The organism is Streptomyces sediminimaris, from assembly GCF_047049295.1.
Classification (GTDB): Bacteria; Actinomycetota; Actinomycetes; order Streptomycetales; family Streptomycetaceae; genus Streptomyces; species Streptomyces sediminimaris.
Genome location: NZ_JBJWOT010000001.1, coordinates 2,376,013 through 2,389,257 on the forward strand (window position 1 = coordinate 2,376,013; position 13,245 = coordinate 2,389,257).

The following is a 13,245-nucleotide window of genomic DNA, read 5'->3' on the forward strand; positions in this document are numbered from 1 at the left end:
AGCCACGCTAATGGTGATCCCCGTCACAGAGGGATGGGCCGGAGGGGCAATTCCGGTGAACTGCCGGGCGCGCGGTTTACGCGTCGTCAAGCCCGCGCTCGATCGCGTACCGCACCAGCTCGACCCGGTTGTGCAGCTGGAGCTTGCCGAGCGTGTTCTGGACGTGGTTCTGCACGGTGCGGTGGGAGATGACCAGACGTTCGGCGATCTGCTTGTAGCTCAGCCCCTTGGCGACCAGGCGCAGCACCTCCGTCTCCCGGTCGGTGAGCTGCGGGGCCCTGGGCTCGTCGGGGTCCGAGGAGGGGGCGGGGTCGGAGGCGAGACGGCGGTACTCGCCGAGGACGAGGCCGGCCAGGCCGGGTGTGAACACCGGGTCGCCGGCGGCCGTGCGGCGCACCGCCTCCAGCAGTTCGCCGGTCGACGCCGACTTCAGCAGATAGCCGGTCGCTCCCGACTTCACCGCCTCCAGCACGTCGGCGTGCTCGCCGCTCGCCGACAGCACCAGGACGCGCAGGGCGGGGTTGTGGCCGAGGAGTTCCTTGCAGACCTGCACACCGGGCTTGGCGGGCAGGTTGAGGTCGAGGACGAGCACGTCGGGGGCGACGGCCCGGGCGCGGCGCACGGCCTGGTCGCCGTCGCCCGCGGTGGCGACCACGTCGAAGCCGGACTCGGTCAGGTCCCGCGCGACGGCGTCGCGCCACATGGGGTGGTCGTCGACCACCATGACCTTGATCGGATCCTGCCGCTCACTCATCGATGCCCCGCCTTCTCGTCCTTGGGTACCTTCAGCTCGACCTCCGTGCCCTGCCCCGGCACCGAGACCAGCTCGGCGCTGCCGCCGAGTTCGCGCAGCCGGCCCCGGATCGACAGGGCCACCCCGAGCCGGCCCTCGCCCTCGGCCTGCGCGAGCCGCCCCTCGGGGATGCCGGGCCCGTCGTCCCGCACGGTCACCACGACCTCACCGGGCTCGTCCTCGAGAAGGATCCACGCGCGCGCGTGCTCGCCGGCGTGCCGGCGGACGTTGTCCAGGGCGGCGCCGACGGCCGCGGCCAGCTCCTTCGCGGCGGGCGCGGGCAGCAGCACGGGGGCGCCGGGTTCGGCGAAGCCGACCTTCGCGGCGGCGTAGGGGGCGAGGAGCGTCCGCAGGTCCACCGGCGCGTCGGCGTCGTACGACGGCTCCCGCGCGGTCCGCACGACGGCGCCCCCGGCCGTGTTCTCCGAGGCGCGGGAGAGCGGCAGCAGCCCGCCCGAGACCAGGGTGCGCAGCGCGATCTCCTGCTCGCCCGCCATCCGGCCGAGCTCGGCCGCCTCGCCGCCGATGACCGCGCCCCGGCGCTGCACCATGGCCAGCACCTGCAGGACGCCGTCGTGGATGTCGCGGGCCAGCCGCTCCCGCTCCCGCGTCGCGGCCTCGATCTCCAGGGCCCGGGCGAGGGTGCGCTCGGAGGCGCGGGCGACCTCGACGACGTAGCCGATGGCGATGGCGGCCACCCAGACCAGGATCACGTTGTGCACGGTGTCGCGGGCCGGGGCGCCGCGCTCGATGAGGTTGGCGACGGCGACCGGCGTCGAGGCGAAGGCCGCCCAGCGCCAGCCGCCCTTGATGGCGTACGCCAGGACCGAGCCGGCGGTCCATATCGACGGCAGGGTGGGGCCGCCGCTGCGGATGTGCTGGTCGTCGACGGCGAGGGGGGTGAGCAGGATGCCGGTGAGCGCGATGGCGAGGTCGACGGCGAGGAAGCGCTTGGTGCAGGCGGCCGCGTTCTGGACGCGGGGCAGGGTGGCCAGGGTCCACACGAACAGCACGACGTAGTAGACGACGGCGAGGTCCGCGCGGTCGTACTCGTCGTAGGCGGTGGCGAACAGGCCGACCGCGTACAGCATCGTCAGCACCCGGTACCCGGCGAGCGCACGCCACAGCGGCTGCTCGACCGACATGCGCATCACGGTGTCGCGCTTGGGCATTTCCCCACCCCCGTGCCCCAGACTGCCCTGTGCCCGGCCCCCAGGACCCGGACTTGCCGTTATCCGTCCGCCTCCGTCACCGCTTCTCCTCGCGCCTCTCGTCGCGCTTCTCGTCCTGCTTCTCGTCCTGCTTCTCGTCCTGCTTCTCGTCCTGCTTCTCGTCCCGCTGCTGCTTCTGCTCCTGCTTGTGCTCCTGGGCGAGTGCGGACCTGGCCGCCTTCTCCGCCTCCTTCTCGGCCTTCGCCGCCTCCGCGATCCGGCGCTTGGCCGCGGTCGCGTACATGTCGACGTACTCCTGGCCGGAGAGCTTCATGATCTCGTACATGACCTCGTCGGTGACCGCGCGGAGCACGAAGCGGTCGTGCTCCATGCCCTGGTAGCGGCTGAAGTCGAGGGGCCGGCCGATGCGGATGCCGGGGCGCATCAGCTTGGGCATCACCTGGCCGGGCGGCTGGATCTTCTCGGTGTCGATCATCGCGACCGGGATGACCGGCGCGCCGGAGGCGAGCGCCACCCGCGCGAGGCCGCCGGGCTTGCCCCGGTACAGACGGCCGTCGGGCGAGCGCGTGCCCTCGGGGTAGATCCCGAACAGCTCGCCGCGCTCCAGCACCTCCAGGCCGCTCCTGATGGCCGCCTCGCCCGCGCCGCGCGCCCCGGAGCGGTCCACCGGGAGCTGGCCGACGCTCTTGAAGAAGGCGGCCGTCAGCCGGCCCTTCACACCGGGCGTGGTGAAGTACTCCGCCTTGGCGATGAAGGTGACCTTGCGGTCGAGCACCGCGGGCAGGAAGAACGAGTCGGAGAAGGAGAGGTGATTGCTCGCCAGAATGGCGGCGCCCTCGGCCGGGATGTGCTCGATGCCTTCCACCCAGGGCCTGAACGCGACCTTCAGCGGTCCCCCGATGGCGACCTTCATCGTGCCGTACAACAACCGAGTGCCTCCTGTTTCCTTCGATGAGACCTTAACCCGGCCCGCCCCCAATGGCGCCGACGGCCCTGGTCGGTGTCAGTGCGGTCGCGTACGGTGAAGCAACACCTGGACTTCACGTGACTCTCATGAACAGGAGACCGATGGTGCCGGTCCTTCCTGGAGCCGAGCCGTACCGCCACCAGGGCGGGGAGGCCGGCGTCCTTCTCTGCCACGGTTTCACCGGTTCCCCCCAGTCGCTGCGCCCCTGGGCGGAGCATCTCGCCGAGCGCGGCCTCACGGTGTCGCTGCCCCTGCTGCCCGGGCACGGCACCCGCTGGGAGGACATGCAGCTCACCGGCTGGCAGGACTGGTACGCCGAGGTGGACCGCGAGCTGCGGGCCCTGCGCGAGCGCTGCGCCGAGGTGTTCGTGGCGGGCCTGTCCATGGGCGGCACCCTGGCGCTGCGGCTGGCGGCGAAGCACGGGGAGGCGGTCCGCGGGGTGATGGTCGTCAACCCGGCGAACCGCATGCACGGCCTCTCCCCGTACGCCCTTCCGGTGGCCCGCCATCTCGTGCGGACGACGAAGGGCATCGCGAGCGACATCGCCAAGGAGGGCGCCGCCGAGCTGGGCTACGACCGGGTGCCGCTGCACGCGGCCCACTCGCTGCGGGCCTTCTTCCGGCTGGTCGACCGCGAACTGCCGCAGGTCACCCAGCCGCTGCTGGTGCTGCGCAGTCCGCAGGACCACGTGGTGCCGCCGGCCGACTCGGCGCGGATCCTCAGCCGGGTGTCGTCGCGGGACGTGACGGAGGTCGTGCTGGAACAGAGCTACCACGTGGCGACGTTGGACCATGACGCGGACCGGATCTTCGACGAGAGCGTCGCGTTCATCGGCCGGCTCGCACCCGGTGTCGGCAAGGAAGGGACGGCCGTAGGTGGCTGAGCACGACTCGGACCGCGAGGGCCGCGAGCCGGACGAGCAGGGCGTCCCCTTCGACGAGGCGGCTGCCTGGGCCGCCATCGTCGCGGGCTACGGCGAGGAGCCCAAGGACCCGCCGGGCGCCAAGCCCTTCAAGTCGGTCGAGGACCTGGCGCTGCTCGAGCCGGAGACCGACGACGAGCCCGAGAAGGAGGCTCCCCGGCAGGACGGGCCCGCCCGGCCGCTGGGCGGCTCGGTCTCCTTCGCGCCCGGCGTGGGACCGCGTGACCATCAGGTCCCCGAGCCGTCCGAGGACGACTTCGACGAGGACGACGAGGGCCACTTCGTGCCGCCGGAGCCGCCGCCGCTGCCCGCCGCCGACACGACCGCGAAGTTCGGCTGGCTGGGCGTGATCGGCGGTCCGGTCCTGCTCCTGCTGGCGGTGGTGCTCGGCTGGGAGATGACCTGGTGGCTCGCCACGCTCAGCATCGGCGGCTTCGTGGGCGGCTTCACCACCCTGGTGGTGCGGATGAGGACCGACGACGACGAGGACGACGACCCGGGGCGCGGAGCGGTCGTCTAACCGGCCGGGATCCTGAGGGCGGCCAGCACCGGAAGGTGGTCCGTGGCCGCCCTCAGGTCCGCCTGCGTCACACCCGGCTGCTCCAGGGGCACCCCGCAGCCGAGCACCTCCACGCCCTTCGTCGCGAAGATCGCGTCGATGCGCTGGAAGGGGGTGACGGGGTTGAAGGTGTGCTCGCCGCCCCACGGCGCGACCGCCCGGCAGTCCTGGAGGTCGTCGGCGAGGCGCCGGAAGGTGGGGCCGCCGGGGCGCTCGTTGAGGTCACCGCCCGCCACCGCGTGGTCCACGCCGAGGCCCGCGAGGCGGTCGAGCAGCATGCCGCCCTGCTCCTGGCGTTCGTCCTGCTGCAGGGAGAGGTGGCAGCTCAGCACGCCCAGGCGGGCGCCGCCGAACCGGACGACGGCGGTGGCGAAGCCGCGGCGGTGCAGCCCGGGGGTGAGCGGCAGCAGCACGTCCTCGGTGCGTTCGACGGTGGCGCGCAGCGTGCACAGGATCGCCGGGCCCGCGGCCGTCGCCCCGCCGGTGAGGATCACCAGACCCGAGGCCGCCGCCAGCCGGGCCAGTTTCTTGCGCCAGCGGAAGAAGCGCGGCGCCTCCTGGAGCAGTACGAGGTCGGGGGCGCAGGCGGCGATGACCCGGGCGAGGGCCGCGGTGTCGTCGCGCATGGAGCGGATGTTGTAGCTGAGCACCCGGACGACGGCGGAACCGTCGGGGTGGGTGCGGGAGTTGGGCAGCGGGGTCGAAGTCGCCATGACGATCAACATACGACGAGGCCCGCCGCCCCGGGGCGGGGCACGGCGGGCTCATCACGTACTGACGCCCCCGGGACTACATGATCGGGTCGGGCTCCCGGGCCAGGTCCGCCGCGCCCACCAGGCCCGCGTCGTTGCCGAGCCGGGCCGCGATGACCTCCGCCACCGGGCGCCAGTTGCCGCCGACCAGCCAGCGCTTGTAGGACTTGCGGATCGGGTCGAGGACCAGCTCCCCCTCGTCCGAGAGGCCGCCGCCGACGATGAAGGCGGAGGGGTCGAAGAGGGACGCGAGGTCGGCGAGGCCCGCGCCGGCCCAGCGGGCCAGTTCGCGGTAGGAGTCGACGGCGACCGGGTCGCCCTGCCGGGCGGCCATGGAGATGTGCTTGCCCTCGATGCCGTCGGGGCTGCCGTCGCCCAGGCCGAGCAGGATCTCGGCGTTCTCGGGCGTGGCGTTGGCGCGCTGCTTGGCGTATCTGACCAGGGCGCGCCCCGAGGCGTACTGCTCCCAGCAGCCCTGCGAGCCGCAGCCGCACAGCAGGCCGTCCGGCACCATCCGGATGTGGCCGAACTCGGCGGCGACGCCGAAGTGGCCGCGGCGCAGCTTGTTGCCGATGATGATGCCGCCGCCCAGGCCGGTGCCGAGGGTGATGCAGATGACGTTGCGGTGGCCCTTGCCGGCGCCGAACTTGTACTCGCCCCAGGCGGCGGCGTTGGCGTCGTTCTCCACGACGACGGGCAGGCCCACGCGGGCCTCGACCTTCTGCTTCAGCGGCTCCTGGCGCCAGTCGATGTTCGGCGCGAAGTAGACGGTGGAGCGCTGCCGGTTCACGTAGCCGGCCGCGCCGATGCCCACGCCGACGATCTCGTGCCCGGCGTGCGCGCCCTCCACGGCGGAGGCGATGGCGTCCACGATCCCGTCGGGCGTGCCCGGGGTGGGCACCTTGTGGGTCGAGAGGATGTTGCCTTCCTCGTCGACCACACCGGCCGCGATCTTGGTACCGCCGATGTCGACGCCGATGGTGAGTCCCATGAATCCCTCAGTTTCGGTCGAGCCCCGCTACGGCAACCGTACCCGAGGCCCCGGCGTCGCATCCGCGTCGTCCACCCGCCGGGCGGGCGGGGGCCCGGCGGCGCGCGGCGGGGAGGGAGTCAGTCCAGGTCGATGCGTTGTCCGGGGCCGGTGCCCTCACCGTCGTCCCGGCGCTCGTCGAGGTCCTTGCGCAGGTCCGTCACGCGGGTCGTCCAGCGCTGTTCCTGGGCCTGGACCGCGGAGCGGTAGGCGGCGAGCAGTTCGCTGCCCGCGGCGGCGAGGTGGTCGAAGACGTCCGGATTGCGTTCGATGACGGGTTCGACCGCGGCCTTCGCCTGCTCGACGACCTGCCGCACCACCTGCTGGGCGGCGGGTCCGGCGACGGAGCCGAGCAGCGGGGACTGGATCGACGACAGCCTGTCCGTGACCGCGTCGACGAACTTGCGCAACTCCTCGGCGGCCGAGCCCGGCGGCGGGCCGTACTCGACGCGGCGGCGGGCCTTCTCCGCCGCGAGGTCCTCGGCGCAGGCCGTCGACCAGGCGTCGGCGTCACCGGCCCGCACCTCGTCGGCCGCCTCGTGCTCCTCCCCGTTCCCGGCTTCGCTCGGTCGGGGGGATTCCCACGCGTCGGACGGAGGAAGCTCTTCGCTCATGACGACCTCCTGACTACGGTTCGTCTCTCCGACGTTACCCGAATGGGCGTACGTGCCTCACCGGGTCCCGGGCCACAGACCGGGGTCCGGCGCGAACCGGATGCGCAGCTCGCCCTCGCGCAGCGCCGCTCCCGAGACGGTGCAGCGGCGCAGGACCGAGGGCAGCGCCACGACGCGGCGGAACGGGCCCGCCGCCACGACGAGTTCGTCGCCGCGCCGGACGAGGTCCAGATCGTCGCGTACGGCTCCGGGCAGCGGGATGCGCCAGACGAGCACGCCGTCGTCGGCGCGCCGGTCGAGGACGGGCCACTCGACCGTGGAGCCCGCGCCGTTGACGCCGGGGACCGGGAGGGCGTCCAGGTCCTCGGCGCCGCGCGGGTCGCGGCCGAGGTGGTGGACGGCGGTGACGTCGTACGTCTGCCGCCACTCCTCCAGTGTCTTGCGCTGCTGGGCGACGGGCCCGGCCAGCCAGCCCTCGGCCGTCCGCTCCGGCAGCACCCGGTTGGCGAGCAGGGCGTCGGGGCGCAGGCCGCGCAGGGCGAGGCCGAGGCCGGCGTCGCGGACGGCGTCCGCGCCGGCCGGACCGGGTTCCGCGACCAGCCGGACGGTGGTGTCGCGGTCGGCGAGCACGGCCTCGACGGCGGCCAGTTCCACGTCCCAGCGCGCGGCGGTCTCGTAGAGCCACTCCGCGGGCATGGGCACACCGGCCAGCTTGCCGAGGACCGGCCGCAGCGCGCGGGCCGCCCGGCGCTCGGGCGGCAGCAGGCGGCGCAGGTAGCGGCGCAGCTCCTCGGGCAGGGAGAGCAGGGCGAGCGCGTCGGCCACCGGCGGCAGATCGACGACGAGGAGGTCGAACCGCTCGGAGAGGGCGGCGTCGCGCAGGGCGCGCAGGAAGCTGAGCTCCTCGGCGCCGGGGAGGGGGGTGACCTCCTCGGCGTCCAGCCGGGAGGCTCCGAGGAGGTCCAGGACACCGGCCGCCCGTTCCGAGAAGGCGGTGAGGTCCTCCCGGAAACCGGCGGCGGCGTCGGGCCGGCACGCGGTGAGGCCCGGGGCGATCCGCGCGGGCTCGGGGCCCGTCGCCGCGCCGAGGGCCGCACCGAGGGTGTCGGCGCGGTCGGCGCTCAGCACGAGGGTGCGGGTTCCCTCGCGGGCGGCGGCCCGGGCGGTGGCGGCGGCGACCGTGGTACGACCGCTGCCGCCGGGGCCGGTGATCAGGATGGTGCGCATGAGGCTGAACGGTAACGGAGCCCGGTCCCCCGGCGCGTTCGAGCGGCGGCCGGTACGGCGGCGGCGTTACTTCTCCCCCGACTCGACCCTCTTCTTCAGCCCGGCCAGCGCCCGGTCGATGATGACCTTCTCGGCCTTGCGCTTGATCATCCCGAGCATCGGGATCTTGACGTCCACCGTCAGCCGGTAGGTGACCTCGGTGCCGCCCTCCCCCGCCGGCTTCAGGATGTAGGAGCCGTCGAGCGAGCGCAGCATCTGGGACTTGACGAGCGTCCAGGAGACCTCGTGCGCTCCGGTCCAGGTGTACGCCAGTACCTGGTCGTCCTTGATCGCGCCCGCGTCCATGACGAGGCGGACCTGCTCGGCGCGGCCCTGCGCGTCCGACGCGAGGACCTCCGCCTCCTTCACCTCGCCGGTCCAGTCCGGATAGCGGGCGAAGTCGGCGATCACCCCCATGACATCGGCCGGTGCCGCCTCGATCGTGATGCTCGAGCTGGTGTGTTCCGCCATCGCCGTGGCTCCTCCAGATGCGGGCCGGTAGAGAGGTCGTGCGCACGTGTGTGCAGCGTGAAGGCTACCGCGCACGTGGGTACCGGAGTTCACCCCCACCTGCGTTCCGGCGCCGTCGCCGCCTCACCATTCGAGCGCCCACGGCCTCCCGGTCCCGGCGAAGTGCCCGACGTTCACGCACTCGGTCGTCCCGATCCGCATCCGCCGGGTCAGCGGCTGGTGGACGTGGCCGAAGAGGGCGTAGCGCGGACGTGTGACGCGGATCGCCTCCAGCAGCGCCCGGCTGCCGCGCTCGAAGCGCCGCGCGACGGTGTCGTAGACGAGTTCCGGCACCTCGGGCGGGATGTGGGTGCACAGCACGTCCACCTCGCCGACGGCTTCGAGCTTCGCCGCGTACTCCTCGTCACCGATCTCGTACGGAGTGCGCATGGGGGACTTCAGGCCGCCGCCGACGAAGCCGAAGGTCCAGCCGCCGATCTCCACCCGCTCGCCGTCGAGCACCCGGGTACCCGGCCCGGCGTACTCGCGCCACAGGGGCGGCATGTCGACGTTGCCGTAGGTGGCGTACGTCGGTGTCGGGAACGCGGCGAACATCTCGGCGTACTGCTTGCGCACCGCCTGCTCGATCATGGCGGCCCGGTCCTCGCCGACGCCCCTCCACAGCCGGGCCCCGAACTCCCGCGCCTCCTCGAAACGGCGGGCGGTGCGCAGCTCGACGATGCGGTCGGCGTTCTCCCTGCCGAACAGGTCGGGGAAGATCCCGCGCGAGTGGTCGGCGTAGTCGAGGAAGAGGACGAGGTCGCCCAGGCAGACCAGGGCATCGGCGCCCTCGCCGGCCCTGGCCAGGTCCCGGGCGTTGCCGTGCACGTCGCTGACCACATGAACACGTGCGGTGCGACCGCCGGCCGGTGTGGATGCCATGGCGATCAAGGGTAGGCGTGTGCGGCCGAGGTGAACAGTGCCGGGTGACCTTGCCGTTACTGGCCAGTCAGTTAGCGGGTGGACTACCGTACGGAGAGGAACACCAGCCTGTGTGACGCAGCGAACATCTCGCCGGGACCCCCTGTCGAAGAGGCCATACCGGCGGGTAACGTCCGGGCCGTCCAGTCGTGCTCAGGATTTCAACCTCCGAACACCTGAGTACCCGCCCGAGCCGTGGACCCCCGTCGCATCACACAACGTCGTGGCGCCGGCGCCCTATGAGGAGCAGCAGTCTTGCGCGAGTTCAGCCTTCCGGCCTTGTACGAGGTCCCCGCGGACGGAAACCTGACCGACATCGTCCGGAGAAACGCCGCGCAGCATCCCGATGTCGCCGTCATCGCCCGCAAGGCGGGGGGCGCCTGGCAGGACGTGACGGCCGCGGCCTTCCTGACCGAGGTGCACGCCGCCGCCAAGGGGCTGATCGCCTCCGGCATCCAGCCCGGCGACCGGGTCGCCCTGATGTCCCGCACCCGTTACGAGTGGACGCTGCTGGACTTCGCGATCTGGTGCGCGGGCGCGATCACCGTCCCGGTCTACGAGACCAGCTCGCCGGAGCAGGTGCAGTGGATCCTCTCCGACTCGGGCGCCACCGCGGTCGTCACGGAGACGGACAACCACGTCGCCGCCGTCGAGTCGGTGCGCGACCGGCTGCCCGCCCTCAAGCACATCTGGCAGATCGAGGCCGGCGCGATCGAGGAACTGGGCACCCTCGGCAAGGGCGTCACCGACGCGATGGTGGAGGACCGCAGCTCGCTGGCGCGGGCGGACGACCCGGCGACGATCGTCTACACCTCCGGCACCACCGGCCGCCCCAAGGGCTGCGTCCTCACCCACCGCAGCTTCTTCGCCGAGTGCGGCAACATCGTCGAGCGCCTGCGTCCCCTGTTCCGCACCGGCGAGTGCTCGGTGCTGCTGTTCCTGCCCCTCGCGCACGTCTTCGGGCGTCTGGTGCAGATCGCGCCGATGATGGCGCCGATCAAGCTCGGCTGCGTCCCGGACATCAAGAACCTCACCGACGAACTGGCCTCCTTCCGGCCGACGTTGATCCTCGGCGTGCCGCGTGTCTTCGAGAAGGTCTACAACTCGGCGCGCGCCAAGGCGCAGGCCGACGGCAAGGGCAGGATCTTCGACAAGGCCGCGGACGTCGCCATCGCCTACAGCAAGGCGCTGGACACCCCCTCGGGCCCCTCGCTCGGCCTGAAGATCAAGCACAGGACGTTCGACAAGCTCGTCTACAGCAAGCTGCGCGCGGTGCTCGGCGGCCGGGGCGAGTACGCCATCTCCGGCGGCGCCCCGCTGGGCGAGCGGCTGGGCCACTTCTTCCGCGGCATCGGCTTCACGGTGCTGGAGGGCTACGGCCTGACCGAGTCCTGCGCGGCCACCGCCTTCAACCCCTGGGACCGGACCAAGATCGGCACGGTCGGCCAGCCGCTGCCGGGCTCGGTGATCCGGATCGCCGACGACGGCGAGGTCATGCTGCACGGCGAGCACCTGTTCAAGGGCTACTGGAACAACGAGGCCGCCACGGCCGAGGCGCTGACCGACGGCTGGTTCCACACCGGTGACATCGGCACCCTCGACGAGGACGGATACCTCAGGATCACCGGCCGCAAGAAGGAGATCATCGTCACCGCGGGCGGCAAGAACGTCGCCCCGGCCGTGATCGAGGACCGCATCCGGGCGCACGCCCTGGTCGCGGAGTGCATGGTGGTGGGCGACGGGCGGCCGTTCGTCGGCGCGCTGGTCACCATCGACGAGGAGTTCCTGGGCCGCTGGCTGGAGGAGCACGGCAAGCCGGCGGGTGCCACCGCGGCGTCGCTGCGCGAGGACCCCGACCTGCTGGCCGCGATCCAGTCGGCGATCGACGACGGCAACGCCGCGGTGTCGAAGGCGGAATCGGTGCGGAAGTTCCGCATTCTGTCCTCCCAGTTCACGGAGGAGTCGGGCCACCTGACGCCCTCGCTGAAGCTCAAGCGCAACGTGGTGGCGAAGGACTACGCGGGCGAGATCGAGGCGATCTACGCGAAGTAGTACGCCCGCTCGCGGCGGTTCACGGCGCGGTGTCCTCGGCGAGGACCCGCGCCATCGTCCGTTCGGCGAGCGCGGTGATGGTCACGAACGGGTTCACGCCGATCGAGCCGGGCACCAGCGAGCCGTCGGTGACGTAGAGCCTGGGATAGCCCTTCACCCGGCCGTAGTCGTCGGTCGCCCGGCCCAGCACGCAGCCGCCCAGCGGGTGGTAGCAGAAGTCGTCGGCGAAGACCTTGCTCGACGAGCCGAACAGGTCGTAGCGGTAGATCGTGGCGTTGGCCGCGTTGATCCGGTCGAAGAGCTTCTTGGCCATCGCCGCCGAGACGGCGCTCTGCTCGGCGCTCCAGCCGAGCCGGACCCCGTCGCTCGCGGCGTCGTAGGTGAAGGCCGCCCGCTCCGGGTTCTTGGTGATCGCCAGATAGAGGCTGACCCAGGTCTCGAACCCGATGGGCAGCGGGGCGATCTCGGCGAAGACGGGGTTGGCGGTGTTGGCCCAGTCGTCGATGCCCATGACCGGCATGGTCGACTGGTCGGCGCCGACGGTGTCCCAGACGTGGTTGGCGCGTCCGAGCATGGTGTTGCCGTTGGGTCCCCAGCCGGCGCCGACGGAGGCGTCCAGCGCGGGCAGGGCGCCGGTGTCGCGGGCCCGGACCAGCAGTTCGGTGGTGCCGAGGCTGCCGCCGCCGAGGAAGAGGTAGGTGCATCCGTACTGCTTGGTCCCGACGACCGCGCCGGTGGTGTCGATCCGGTCCACGGTGAGCAGCCAGCTCCCGTCACCGGCGCGGTCGATGGCCCGCACCCTCTCCAGGGTGTTGACGGTGACGTTGCCGGTGCCCAGCGCGGCGGCGAGGTACGTCTTGTCCAGGCTCCGCTTGCCGTGGTTGTTGCCGTAGATGACCTCCTGCCCCAGCGCGGACCTGGTGGCCGTGCCGGCCGCCTCGCGCTCCATGTAGCCGAAGTCGTAGACGTTCGGCACGAAGGTGGTCCTCAGGCCGGCGTTCGCCGCGGCCTTCCGGGAGGTGCGGGTGAACCGGTACCACTCGGTGGACTCGAACCACGCGGGGTCGACGGTGTTGACGCCGAGCATGGAGCGGGCGCGCGGGAAGTACGTGGTGTACATCTCCGCCGCGTCCACGGTGGGGAACTGCTCGGTGAAGTACGACCGGAGCGGGGTGACCGCCATACCGCCGTTGACCAGGGAGCCGCCGCCGACGCCGCGGCCGACGTAGACGGACATGTGCTCGAAGTGCACGCGGTCCAGGACGCCGGGGTACGGGGTGATGTCCCGGTTGACGACGTCCAGCCACAGGAACGTGGCCAGCGGGGCCTCGGTGCGGTCGCGGAACCACATGGAGCGCCGGTCCGGGGCGGCGGTGGAGCAGAAGACCTTGCCGTCGGAGCCCGCGGTGTTCCACAGGCGGCCCATCTCCAGGACGAGGGTGCGGATGCCGGCCTGGCCGAGCCGGAGGGCCGCGACGGCGCCCCCGTAGCCCGAACCGACCACGATCGCGGGCGCGTTGTCGACCGCGGCCGCCTCCTCGGCGGCCTGGGCGGACTGCAGTCCGATACGGGTGAGACCGGCCGCGGCGGCCGCCTGCAGGGCTGCCATGCCCAGGATTTGACGTCTCGTCAGCTGACGCTGTATCAGTTTCGCTGTCATGCGCGCAGCATCGGCGGATTATCCCA

Annotated in this window: 13 protein-coding genes; 3 read left to right on the forward strand and 10 right to left on the reverse strand. The window is 72.2% G+C overall.

Annotation, left to right across the window (positions count from 1 at the left end; genetic code table 11):
- Positions 1 to 76: 76 nt before the first annotated feature.
- From ACJ9NR_RS11210 to ACJ9NR_RS11220, 3 genes are all read right to left on the reverse strand, one after another.
- On the reverse strand, positions 77 to 754 hold the full coding sequence (locus tag ACJ9NR_RS11210) for a response regulator (RefSeq protein ID WP_412487379.1): 678 nt from the start codon (positions 752 to 754) through the stop codon (positions 77 to 79).
- Positions 751 to 1,965 (reverse strand): MacS family sensor histidine kinase, encoded by a 1,215-nt coding sequence (gene macS / locus ACJ9NR_RS11215; protein ID WP_412487380.1) that lies wholly within the window; start codon positions 1,963 to 1,965, stop codon positions 751 to 753. Before macS ends, ACJ9NR_RS11210 begins: the two co-directional genes overlap by 4 nt.
- Positions 1,966 to 2,041: 76 nt before the next feature.
- Positions 2,042 to 2,878, reverse strand: coding sequence for a lysophospholipid acyltransferase family protein (locus ACJ9NR_RS11220; RefSeq protein WP_412488802.1), 837 nt, complete (start codon positions 2,876 to 2,878; stop codon positions 2,042 to 2,044).
- A 158-nt stretch (positions 2,879 to 3,036) separates the two neighbouring features.
- Between ACJ9NR_RS11220 and ACJ9NR_RS11225 the strand changes: the two genes are divergently transcribed.
- Both ACJ9NR_RS11225 and ACJ9NR_RS11230 read left to right on the forward strand, forming a co-directional pair.
- The gene (locus ACJ9NR_RS11225) at positions 3,037 to 3,816 is read left to right on the forward strand and encodes an alpha/beta hydrolase (protein WP_412488803.1); all 780 of its coding nucleotides are present in this window, start codon (positions 3,037 to 3,039) and stop codon (positions 3,814 to 3,816) included.
- Positions 3,809 to 4,375 (forward strand): hypothetical protein, encoded by a 567-nt coding sequence (locus tag ACJ9NR_RS11230; protein WP_412487381.1) that lies wholly within the window; start codon positions 3,809 to 3,811, stop codon positions 4,373 to 4,375. Before ACJ9NR_RS11225 ends, ACJ9NR_RS11230 begins: the two co-directional genes overlap by 8 nt.
- On the opposite strand, the gene ACJ9NR_RS11235 is transcribed toward ACJ9NR_RS11230, so the two are convergent.
- From ACJ9NR_RS11235 to ACJ9NR_RS11260, 6 genes are all read right to left on the reverse strand, one after another.
- Positions 4,372 to 5,127: an endonuclease/exonuclease/phosphatase family protein gene (locus tag ACJ9NR_RS11235; protein WP_412487382.1), complete on the reverse strand. Its 756-nt coding sequence runs from the start codon at positions 5,125 to 5,127 to the stop codon at positions 4,372 to 4,374. The two genes, ACJ9NR_RS11230 and ACJ9NR_RS11235, sit on opposite strands and share 4 nt — an antisense overlap.
- 76 nt (positions 5,128 to 5,203) lie before the next feature.
- The gene (locus ACJ9NR_RS11240) at positions 5,204 to 6,157 is read right to left on the reverse strand and encodes an ROK family glucokinase (protein ID WP_412487383.1); all 954 of its coding nucleotides are present in this window, start codon (positions 6,155 to 6,157) and stop codon (positions 5,204 to 5,206) included.
- 119 nt (positions 6,158 to 6,276) lie between these two features.
- The gene (locus ACJ9NR_RS11245) at positions 6,277 to 6,810 is read right to left on the reverse strand and encodes a DUF5304 domain-containing protein (protein WP_412487384.1); all 534 of its coding nucleotides are present in this window, start codon (positions 6,808 to 6,810) and stop codon (positions 6,277 to 6,279) included.
- Between the two features lie 57 nt (positions 6,811 to 6,867).
- On the reverse strand, positions 6,868 to 8,037 hold the full coding sequence (locus ACJ9NR_RS11250) for an ArsA family ATPase (RefSeq protein ID WP_412487385.1): 1,170 nt from the start codon (positions 8,035 to 8,037) through the stop codon (positions 6,868 to 6,870).
- A gap of 66 nt (positions 8,038 to 8,103) precedes the next feature.
- Positions 8,104 to 8,547 (reverse strand): SRPBCC family protein, encoded by a 444-nt coding sequence (locus ACJ9NR_RS11255; RefSeq protein ID WP_412487386.1) that lies wholly within the window; start codon positions 8,545 to 8,547, stop codon positions 8,104 to 8,106.
- 123 nt (positions 8,548 to 8,670) lie between these two features.
- Complete coding sequence (locus ACJ9NR_RS11260) at positions 8,671 to 9,468, reverse strand: metallophosphoesterase family protein (protein WP_412487387.1); 798 nt, start codon at positions 9,466 to 9,468, stop codon at positions 8,671 to 8,673.
- Positions 9,469 to 9,762: 294 nt separating this feature from the next.
- Here ACJ9NR_RS11260 and ACJ9NR_RS11265 point away from each other — a divergent pair, with 294 nt between their 5' ends.
- A complete protein-coding gene (locus ACJ9NR_RS11265; protein ID WP_412487388.1) occupies positions 9,763 to 11,559 on the forward strand; it encodes an AMP-dependent synthetase/ligase in 1,797 nt (598 codons plus the stop codon).
- 19 nt (positions 11,560 to 11,578) lie between these two features.
- On the opposite strand, the gene ACJ9NR_RS11270 is transcribed toward ACJ9NR_RS11265, so the two are convergent.
- A complete protein-coding gene (locus tag ACJ9NR_RS11270) occupies positions 11,579 to 13,219 on the reverse strand; it encodes a GMC oxidoreductase (protein WP_491074816.1) in 1,641 nt (546 codons plus the stop codon).
- Positions 13,220 to 13,245 lie beyond the last annotated feature (26 nt).

What these genes read in the sequence shown, in the direction of transcription:
- ACJ9NR_RS11210 (WP_412487379.1), bottom strand. Translation starts at nt 754, where the DNA reads ATGAGTGAGCGGCAGGATCCGATCAAGGTCATGGTGGTCGACGACCAC.
- ACJ9NR_RS11235 (WP_412487382.1), bottom strand. Translation starts at nt 5,127, where the DNA reads ATGGCGACTTCGACCCCGCTGCCCAACTCCCGCACCCACCCCGACGGT.
- ACJ9NR_RS11240 (WP_412487383.1), bottom strand. Translation starts at nt 6,157, where the DNA reads ATGGGACTCACCATCGGCGTCGACATCGGCGGTACCAAGATCGCGGCC.
- ACJ9NR_RS11270 (WP_491074816.1), bottom strand. Translation starts at nt 13,219, where the DNA reads ATGACAGCGAAACTGATACAGCGTCAGCTGACGAGACGTCAAATCCTG.
- ACJ9NR_RS11260 (WP_412487387.1), bottom strand. Translation starts at nt 9,468, where the DNA reads ATGGCATCCACACCGGCCGGCGGTCGCACCGCACGTGTTCATGTGGTC.
- ACJ9NR_RS11245 (WP_412487384.1), bottom strand. Translation starts at nt 6,810, where the DNA reads ATGAGCGAAGAGCTTCCTCCGTCCGACGCGTGGGAATCCCCCCGACCG.
- ACJ9NR_RS11250 (WP_412487385.1), bottom strand. Translation starts at nt 8,037, where the DNA reads ATGCGCACCATCCTGATCACCGGCCCCGGCGGCAGCGGTCGTACCACG.
- ACJ9NR_RS11255 (WP_412487386.1), bottom strand. Translation starts at nt 8,547, where the DNA reads ATGGCGGAACACACCAGCTCGAGCATCACGATCGAGGCGGCACCGGCC.
- ACJ9NR_RS11220 (WP_412488802.1), bottom strand. Translation starts at nt 2,878, where the DNA reads ATGAAGGTCGCCATCGGGGGACCGCTGAAGGTCGCGTTCAGGCCCTGG.
- macS (WP_412487380.1), bottom strand. Translation starts at nt 1,965, where the DNA reads ATGCCCAAGCGCGACACCGTGATGCGCATGTCGGTCGAGCAGCCGCTG.